Consider the following 7,862-nt stretch of genomic DNA (forward strand, 5'->3'; position numbering starts at 1 on the left):
GCGCGGCCCGCGCCGAGTGCCTGTCATGGCTGTTCTGGCAGATGGGCAGTGCACCTTTCGTGGGCGGCGGGTTTGGTCATTTTTATGCCTATGCGCCGGTCAAGATCGAGTACGCGATTGACCGCTACGCGATGGAGGCCAAGCGCCAGCTGGATGTGCTGAACCAGCGCCTGGCCGTGACCGAGTACGTGGCGGGCGATGAGTACACGGTGGCGGACATCGCGATCTGGCCCTGGTATGGCTTGTTGGTGAAAGGGCAGGCCTACAACGCGGGCGAGTTTTTGCAGGTGCACGAATACACGCATGTGGTGCGCTGGGCCGAGCAGATTGCCAAGCGCCCGGCAGTGCAGCGGGGGCGCAAGGTGAACCGCGTGCAGGGCGATCTGGCCAGCCAGTTGCGCGAGCGGCATGACGCGAGCGACTTTGACACGAAGACGCAGGACAAGATCGAGGCGGCGGCAGCAGCAGCTTCTTCCCCCGCACGCTGAGTGTTTTTGCAAGGCGTCACCATGATTACTTTGTATGACTGCGCCACGGCGCCCAGCCCGCGCCGTGCGCGCATCCTGCTGGCAGAAAAGGGTGTGGCCCACGACACCGTGCAGGTGGACCTGCGCAATGGCGAGCAACTGGGCGAGGCGTATCGCCAGATCAACCCGCAGTGCACGGTGCCCGCGTTGCGCAGCGAAGAAGGTCTGCTGCTGACCGACAACGCGGCGATCACGGCGTATCTCGAAGCGCGCTACCCGCAGCCTGCACTGCTGGGCGAGACGCCTGCAGAAAAGGCCGAGATTGCGAGCTGGAACTGGCGCATGGAGTTCGAGGGCCTGCAGGCCATTGCCGAGGCGCTGCGCAACAGCGCGCCCGCCATGGCCAACCGGGCATTGCCCGGCGCGGTGGACTACCCGCAAATCCCGGCCCTGGCCGAGCGTGGACTGGTGCGTGTGGGGCAGTTCTTTCAGCTGCTCAACGAGCGCCTCGCGGACCGCGAATTCATTGCCACTGACCGCTTCAGCGTGGCCGACATCACGGCGGTGGTGGCGGTGGACTTTGCGCGTGTGGTCAAGCACAAGCCGGGCGAGCAGCACCCGCACTTACTGCGCTGGCGTGCGGCCATGGCGCTGCGGCCGTCGATGTCGCTTTAGCTGCAAGCGCGTGCGAGGCGCGCGGTTTGAGTGCGCGATTTCGCAATGGGTACATGCAAGGATTGCGCTTGCGGCCCATTCCTTGCATCGTCAGCATATGCGCCTTCGCCACATAGAAGTCTTCAACGCCGTCATGCTCACCGGCAGCGTGAGCGCGGCGGCCCGCCTCATCAACGTCACGCAGCCTGCGGTCAGCCGCATCCTGGCGCATGCTGAATTGCAGCTGGGCTTTCCGTTGTTCCACCGGCTCAAGGGCAAGCTGGTACCCACCACCGAGGCACAGACCCTGTACCCGCACATCGAGCGCCTGTTCACCCAGCTCGATGATGTGCAGCGCCTGGCCAACAGCCTCAAGAGCGACCGGCGTGAGGGTGAGTTGCATATCCTGAGCGTGCTGGCGCTGAGCTACGAGGTGCTGCCGCGTGCGTTGCGTTTTTTCAGGAAAAAGCACCCGGATGTGCAGGTGACCATCGACGCGCTGCACTCGCCCCAGATCGTCTCGGCCCTGGTGCTGCAGGAGGCGGATGTGGGCTTTGTGTTCAGCGCCATCGCCCACCCCGCGCTCACGCAGGAGCATCTGGCCGATGGGCGCATGGTGTGTGTAGCGCCCAAGGGCATGCTGGGTGCTGCGCTGGTGGCGGCCGGTGTGGTGCATCTGGCCGACCTGGCAGACACGCCGGTGGTGCGGCTGGATGTGCGCGACCCCATCGGCACGGTGGTCAACCACGCGTGCCGCGAGGCGGGCGTGGGCCTGCAGACGGCGTTCACGGTGCAGACCTACCATGCGGCGCTGGCGCTGGCGCACCATGGTCACGCCGTGGCGCTGGTGGACGCCTGCACGGCGGCATCGGCCGACCGCAGCAAGGTGGATGTGCTGGCGCTGGCGCCGCACATTGCCGTGCCCATCAAGTCGCTGCGTACTGTCAACCGCCCCAGCTCACTGCTGGCCAGTGCCATGACGCAATGCATGCGCCAGGCGGTGGCAGAGACGCTGGAAGCGGTGGGCCTGCAGCCCGAGGTGGAGTGAACGCGCCACCTGCCGAGGCGGGTGGTGCCTTGTGCGGCTGCAGAGCGTGGGAGTGCGGGAGTGCGGGAGAGTTAGGCGGGCGCCAGCAGCTCGGCCACCTGCGCCGCCGTGCCGAACGCTAGCGTGAACCCCAAAGAGCTATGGCCTGTGTTGAGCAGCAAGTTGTCCGGTGCCCCCACCCAACGGCCTACGATCGGCAGCCCGGTGGGCGTGGCGGGGCGCATGCCGGTCCAGGCATGCAGCTCTCCGCCTTGATGGCAGGTCGGGAAAACGGCGCGGGTGGCATCGCGCAGGCTCTGGATGCGCGCGGCAGGTATGCGTGCATCGTGCCCCACCAGTTCGGCCATGCCCGCCACCCGCAGGCGCTGGCCGATGCGCGCAAACACCACCTTGCGTGCAGCATCGGTCACATTGATGCGAGGCGCTGCCGATGGTGTGGGGTTGGTATCCAGCGTGATGCTGTAGCCCTTGAGGGGGTATACCGGCAAGCGCAACCCCAGCGTCTGCGCCGCCGGGTGGCTGCGGCTGCCCAGGGCCAGCACAAACTGTTGCGCCTCGATGGCTCCTGCACTGGTCTGCACCGCAGCAATGCGGGATCCCTCGCGCACAAAGCCTTGGACCGTGGCGCCCAGCATGAAGCGCACCCCCGTGCGGCCAGCACGGCCTGCAAGCCTTGGCAGACCTGGAGGCAGTCGGCAGCGCATTCACTGGGGGTGTAGATGGCTCCGGCAATGCGCGGCTGGTAGTGCAGCAGCGCGGGCTCAAGCTCCACGCAACGCTGGGCCGAAACCGCCTGCTGTTCGCTGCCCCACTGGCGCTGCAGGTCCATCTGGCGTTGTGCCGCGGCCAGGCCGGCTGCGGTGTCGTACAGCACCAGCTTGCCGGTGCTGGAGAAGTTGCAGTCCAGGGACTCTGCCTGCAGCATGGTTTCCAGATGATGGCGGCTCAGGGCGGCCAGGGCCAGCAGTTGTGCGGTGCTGCGTTCGGAAGTCTGCCGGTTGCAGGCGCGCAGAAACTCCAGCCCCCAGCGCCACTGGTGGGTATCCCACTGCAGGCGCAGCTTGAGTGGGGAGGTGGGCGAGAGCAGCAACCGGGGCAGCTGCCGCCAGATGCTGGCGTCCGCCAGCGGTTGTACATAGCTGTAGCTCAGTTGCGCGCCGTTGCCACCGCTGGCGCCAGTGCCGGGCTGCGCCTGGTCGATGACGGTGACCTGCAGGCCGCGCTGTTGAAGTTCATATGCCGTGGCCAGGCCGACGATGCCTGCGCCCAATACACATACCTGCATCGGAGAGAGTGAAACGGTTGGAGGAGATGACAACGAATGTAGGCGGCTGTGCACCTGCTGAACAATGCCAAAGCAGTGCCTTGCCATGCCAGGAAGTTATGCACTGGTCAGCGCCTGGTGTTTTCAGGATGGGCCGGCGGAAGAGGGGGGCGCCGCGATGCAAGGGCCGCAAAGCAGGCAGGACGATCCACGATGGTGCGCGGAGGTGCACCGAAACAGAGCCATAACTTTTCATCATGGTGGACCCGTGCAAATGAATTGTTCAAGACGGCCGCAAATTTTTACAGTGCCCCTGCATCTTGCTTTCTCGTCTGTCCGACTGTCTGTTCACCTGATTTTTTGCAAAGGGATTCCCATGAAGCTCTCCGCTGTCACCGCTGCTGTCCTCGTGGTCGCCGGTGTGCTGGCCAGTACCGTGGCCAGTGCCGACACCCTCAAGAAGATTGCCGACTCCGGCAAGATCACGCTGGCCTACCGCGAGTCGTCGGTGCCCTTCAGCTATCTGGCGGGCCCGGGCAACCCGGTGGGCATGTCGGTGGACATCTCCAACGCCGTGGTCGATGCGGTGAAGAAGCGGTTGAACAACCCTGCCATCAAGGTGGAGCTGCAGGCCGTGACTTCGCAAAACCGCATTCCGCTGTTGACCAACGGCACCGTGGACCTCGAGTGCGGATCGACCACCAACAACACGGCGCGCGGCAAGGACGTGCAATTTGCCATCAACTATTTCTACACCGGCACCCGGCTGCTGACCAAGAAGGCCTCGGGCGTCAAGAACTACGCCGACCTCGCCAAGAAAAAAGTGGCCAGCACCTCAGGCACCACCAACGCGCAGGTGATCCGCAAGTACAACCGCGACAACAACCTGGACATGGACATCGTGCTGGGCAAAGACCACGAGGACTCGCTGCTGTTGGTGGACACCGGCCGTGCAGAGGCCTTCGCCATGGACGACATCCTGCTGTTTGGACTGATGGGCAACACGCGCAACCCGGCCGACTGGGTGGTGGTGGGCGACTCGCTGCAGGTCGAACCCTATGCCTGCATGCTGCGCAAGGACGACCCGCAGTTCCAGACGCTGGTCAACGGCGTGATCGGCGGGATGATGAAGTCGGGCGAGTTCGACAAGCTCTACACCAAGTGGTTCATGTCGCCAGTGCCCCCGCGCGGCCAGAACCTCAACCTGCCCATGAGCAAGGAGCTGCGCGACAACCTGGTGGCCCAGAGCGACAAGCCTGCGCTGTGATGGGTGTGAGCATGTTGCCGTCCACCCCGCACCCTCCGGCCCCGCAGGTGGTGGGCATTCTGGGGGGCATGGGGCCTGCTGCGGGTGCCGACTTTGTGCGCCTGTTTGTGCAGGCCTGCACTGACCGCATGGCGGCGCTGGGCATCCCTGTGCACGACCAGGCTTACCCTGAGCATTGGCTGGCGCAGGTGCCCATTCCCGACCGCACGGCGGCCTTGCACGACACCCGCCCCGGGGCCCACCAGCCTGCAGACCCGATGCTGCAGGCCACGGGCCGCCTGGCGGCCCTGGGCGCGCGCGTGGTGGCCATTGCGTGCAACACGGCGCATGCCTGGCATGGCCTGCTGCAGCAGCGCTTTCCGCAGTTGATGGTGCTGCATGGTGTGCAAGAGGTCGCTGCAGACCTGGCGCTGCACAAGGTGCATGGCGTGGGCCTGCTGGCCACGCAGGGTGCCTACGAGGCGGGCTTGTACCAGCGCGAGCTGGAGCACCGCGACATCGACTGCTTTGTGCCCGAACCCCGTGAGCGCGACCAGCTGATGCAGGGCATCTACGACGGCGTGAAGGCCGGCAACTACGCGCTAGCCCGCCAGCGGTTCGAGTCCGTGTCGCTGGTGCTGCAGCAGCGCTATGGGGTCTCCACGCTCATCATGGGCTGCACAGAAATTCCACTCGCACTGTCAGAGCACCCCCGGCTGGAGGGGCTGACGCTGGTCAACCCGTCCATGGTGCTGGCGGCTGCCTTGGCGCGGCATGCGTACGGAAACACGGGCATGGAAGCCCCGCCCCCCACTGGGTCTTCAGCTTCGCGGGCTGCGGTATAGCGCTGTAGAGCCCTGGTGCCGCTGCGCCCCGGTACGCCAGCCAGCGCACAGGCCATTGCCCAGGTGGCATCACGAAAACTTCGAAGAGGCAAGCCATGACATGTGAAGCGAATCCCGCGAGGTTTGGGATGGTGCGTGCGCTGGCTGCTGCCTGCGCTGCGTGTGCGACGGCGGGGGTCATCGCGCAGAACACGGGGACCGCTGCGGGCCTATCGACCTCTGCGAAGACGGAAGTGCCAAGCACCGCCTTGGCGCGCACAGCGGAGCCTCCGGGCCAGACGCTGCAGCGCATCCAGGCCACGGGAAGAGTGGTCATCGGCCACCGCGAATCTTCTCTGCCGATGTCCTATGTGGCCAATGGGGTGCCCGTGGGCTACAGCGTGGACGTGTGCCTGCAGATCGCACAGGCCATCGGTCGCCATCTGCAGCGGCGCGATCTGCGGGTGGACTACCGTCAGGTCACGTCGGGCAACCGCTTTGAGGCCATCGAGCGCGGCGATGTGGACCTGGAATGCGGCTCCACCACCAACACGGCTGCGCGCAGGCAGCGGGTGGCTTTCACCATTGCGCACTTCATTGCGTCATCACGCATCGTGGTGCAAAGCCAGCGCCCCTTCGAGCGTATCGAAGACCTGGACGGCAAGACAGTGGCTTCGACGGTGGGCACCACCAACATCGATTCGCTGGCGCGCGAGGCTGCCAACAAATCAGTGCGCCTGCGGATCGAGCCCGCCCGCGACCATGCCGAGGGCTTTGGCTGGGTGGTGGATGGCAGGGTGGACGGCTTTGCGATGGACGATGTGCTGCTCTATGGCCTGCGTGCCAGCCATGCCCGCCCGCAAGACCTGAAGGTGATTGGCAAGCCCATGACCATCGAGCCCTATGCGGTGGCGTTCGAGCGCAACGACCCTGCGCTCAAGGCAGTGGTCGATGCGGAGCTGCGGCGGCTCATTCAGACGCGGGAGCTGCACCGCCTGTACGACAAGTGGTTCACCCAGCCCATTCCTCCACATGGCATCAATCTGGGCATGCGCATGTCGCACCTGCTGGTGGATTCGCTGCGGTATCCGTCGGACTTCGTGCCCCAGTGACGAGGGCACAGACGGTACGCGTCAGCGCCAGGAGGTCGCCACCAGCTGGCTGTAGTGCACCGCCTTGCGGCCCAGCAGCTGCTCGAACACCGCAGGGTTGCCCACGTTGTCGCTGCCCAGCATGGTGAGGGTTTCGGTGCACCAAGGCACGCTGGGCACTGCGTCGCCGAGGCGAGCGCTCAGCTGGGTGAGCGGGACGGGAAGGCGCAGCACATGGGCTTTGCCATGGCCCAGTTGCTGGCGCAGGCTGGCAATGAAATCGCCCATGGTCAGGGCCTCCGGCCCAGCGCACTCGACGATACCCTGGGTGGAGATGGCGGGCCCCAGCAGTGCAACGATGGCGGCGGCCAGATCGTGCACCGACACGGGCTGCACCCGCGCCGTGAGCATGGGGCCGGGGAACAGCGCCACCTGCAGGCGCGCCAGGTTCATGAACAGCGCGCTGCTGTCACCGCCTTTGCCAAACACCACACTGGGGCGCAGGATGGCGGGGTGCAATGCCCCTTGTTGGGCCAACGCCAGCAGGTGCGTGTCTGCAGCGCGCTTGGTGGTGGCATAGCGGGTGGCACTGCCTTCAATGCCCAAGGCCGAGACATGCACCACGCGCCGCACACCCACCTGGGCGCAGGCATCAAACAGCGCGACGGGCGTGTGCTGGTGCACGGCGTCGATGGGGCGCGCACGGCTGTCGCGCAGCACCCCCACAGCATTCACCACGGCATCGATACCCGCCAGACGCGGCAGCCAGGCCTGGGCCGAGGTGTCGCGCGCAAAGTCCATGGGCACCTGCAAGGCGCCGGGTGACCGGTGCCGGGGTGATACGCCGCCGTGCACCTGGTGTCCTGCACGGGTGAGTGCGGCAGCCACGGTGCGGCCCACAAAACCGGTGGAGCCGGTGAGCAAAATGTTCATCAGCGTCGTCCTGCAAAGAAGGTGAAGCGTGCAAAAACCGGAAGGCCCGGCGCGGACCTGCTCAGGCCGTCGCCACCCCCGCTGGCAACACCGTCACTGCGCAGGCGTGAAGACCTCGAAGCGGTTGCGGCCGCCGTACTTGGCGCGGTACAGAGCCGCATCGGCCGCGTGCACAAGTGTGTCAGAACTGGCGCCGGGGCGTGGCACCAGGCTGGCAATGCCCATGCTGAGCGTGATGTAGGGCGCCGTGGGGGAGCGGGGGTGGGCCAGGGCCGCCTCGCGCAGGCTGGCCATGCAGCGCTCTGCCACCGTCACTGCCTCGGGCAGGGGCACAT

Annotated in this window: 8 protein-coding genes and 1 pseudogene; 6 read left to right on the forward strand and 3 right to left on the reverse strand. The window is 65.9% G+C overall.

Going from position 1 to position 7,862, the window contains the following annotated elements; translation table 11 throughout:
* The 3 genes from DBR23_RS30725 to DBR23_RS14630 form a co-directional block, all read left to right on the forward strand.
* Positions 1–488: glutathione S-transferase C-terminal domain-containing protein (locus tag DBR23_RS30725; RefSeq protein WP_233250466.1), on the forward strand; the 488-nt coding region annotated here is incomplete at its 5' end.
* Positions 489–509: 21 nt separating this feature from the next.
* Positions 510–1,142, forward strand: a complete 633-nt coding sequence (locus DBR23_RS14625; RefSeq protein ID WP_108498740.1) for a glutathione S-transferase family protein — start codon at positions 510–512, stop codon at positions 1,140–1,142.
* Positions 1,143–1,239: 97 nt separating this feature from the next.
* A complete protein-coding gene (locus tag DBR23_RS14630) occupies positions 1,240–2,169 on the forward strand; it encodes a LysR family transcriptional regulator (protein WP_056747507.1) in 930 nt (309 codons plus the stop codon).
* A gap of 71 nt (positions 2,170–2,240) precedes the next feature.
* On the opposite strand, the pseudogene DBR23_RS14635 reads toward DBR23_RS14630, so the two are convergent.
* A pseudogene (locus tag DBR23_RS14635) lies at positions 2,241–3,454 on the reverse strand (D-amino acid dehydrogenase).
* A 355-nt stretch (positions 3,455–3,809) separates the two neighbouring features.
* Here DBR23_RS14635 and DBR23_RS14640 point away from each other — a divergent pair.
* The 3 genes from DBR23_RS14640 (at position 3,810) to DBR23_RS14650 (ending at position 6,615) form a co-directional block, all read left to right on the forward strand.
* On the forward strand, positions 3,810–4,700 hold the full coding sequence (locus DBR23_RS14640; protein WP_056061154.1) for an amino acid ABC transporter substrate-binding protein: 891 nt from the start codon (positions 3,810–3,812) through the stop codon (positions 4,698–4,700).
* Positions 4,701–4,711: 11 nt separating this feature from the next.
* Positions 4,712–5,524, forward strand: a complete 813-nt coding sequence (locus DBR23_RS14645; RefSeq protein WP_108498741.1) for an aspartate/glutamate racemase family protein — start codon at positions 4,712–4,714, stop codon at positions 5,522–5,524.
* Between the two features lie 95 nt (positions 5,525–5,619).
* A complete protein-coding gene (locus DBR23_RS14650; protein WP_108498738.1) occupies positions 5,620–6,615 on the forward strand; it encodes an amino acid ABC transporter substrate-binding protein in 996 nt (331 codons plus the stop codon).
* Between the two features lie 21 nt (positions 6,616–6,636).
* On the opposite strand, the gene DBR23_RS14655 is transcribed toward DBR23_RS14650, so the two are convergent.
* Both DBR23_RS14655 and DBR23_RS14660 read right to left on the reverse strand, forming a co-directional pair.
* Entirely contained in the window at positions 6,637–7,527 is an 891-nt protein-coding gene (locus DBR23_RS14655) for an NAD-dependent epimerase/dehydratase family protein (protein WP_108498739.1), read from the reverse strand.
* A gap of 93 nt (positions 7,528–7,620) precedes the next feature.
* A partial coding sequence (locus DBR23_RS14660) for a diguanylate cyclase domain-containing protein (protein WP_146191344.1) occupies positions 7,621–7,862 on the reverse strand: 242 nt, incomplete at its 5' end.

The sequence above is a fragment of the Acidovorax sp. HMWF018 genome, from assembly GCF_003061035.1.
GTDB classification, from domain to species: Bacteria; Pseudomonadota; Gammaproteobacteria; order Burkholderiales; family Burkholderiaceae_C; genus Acidovorax; species Acidovorax delafieldii.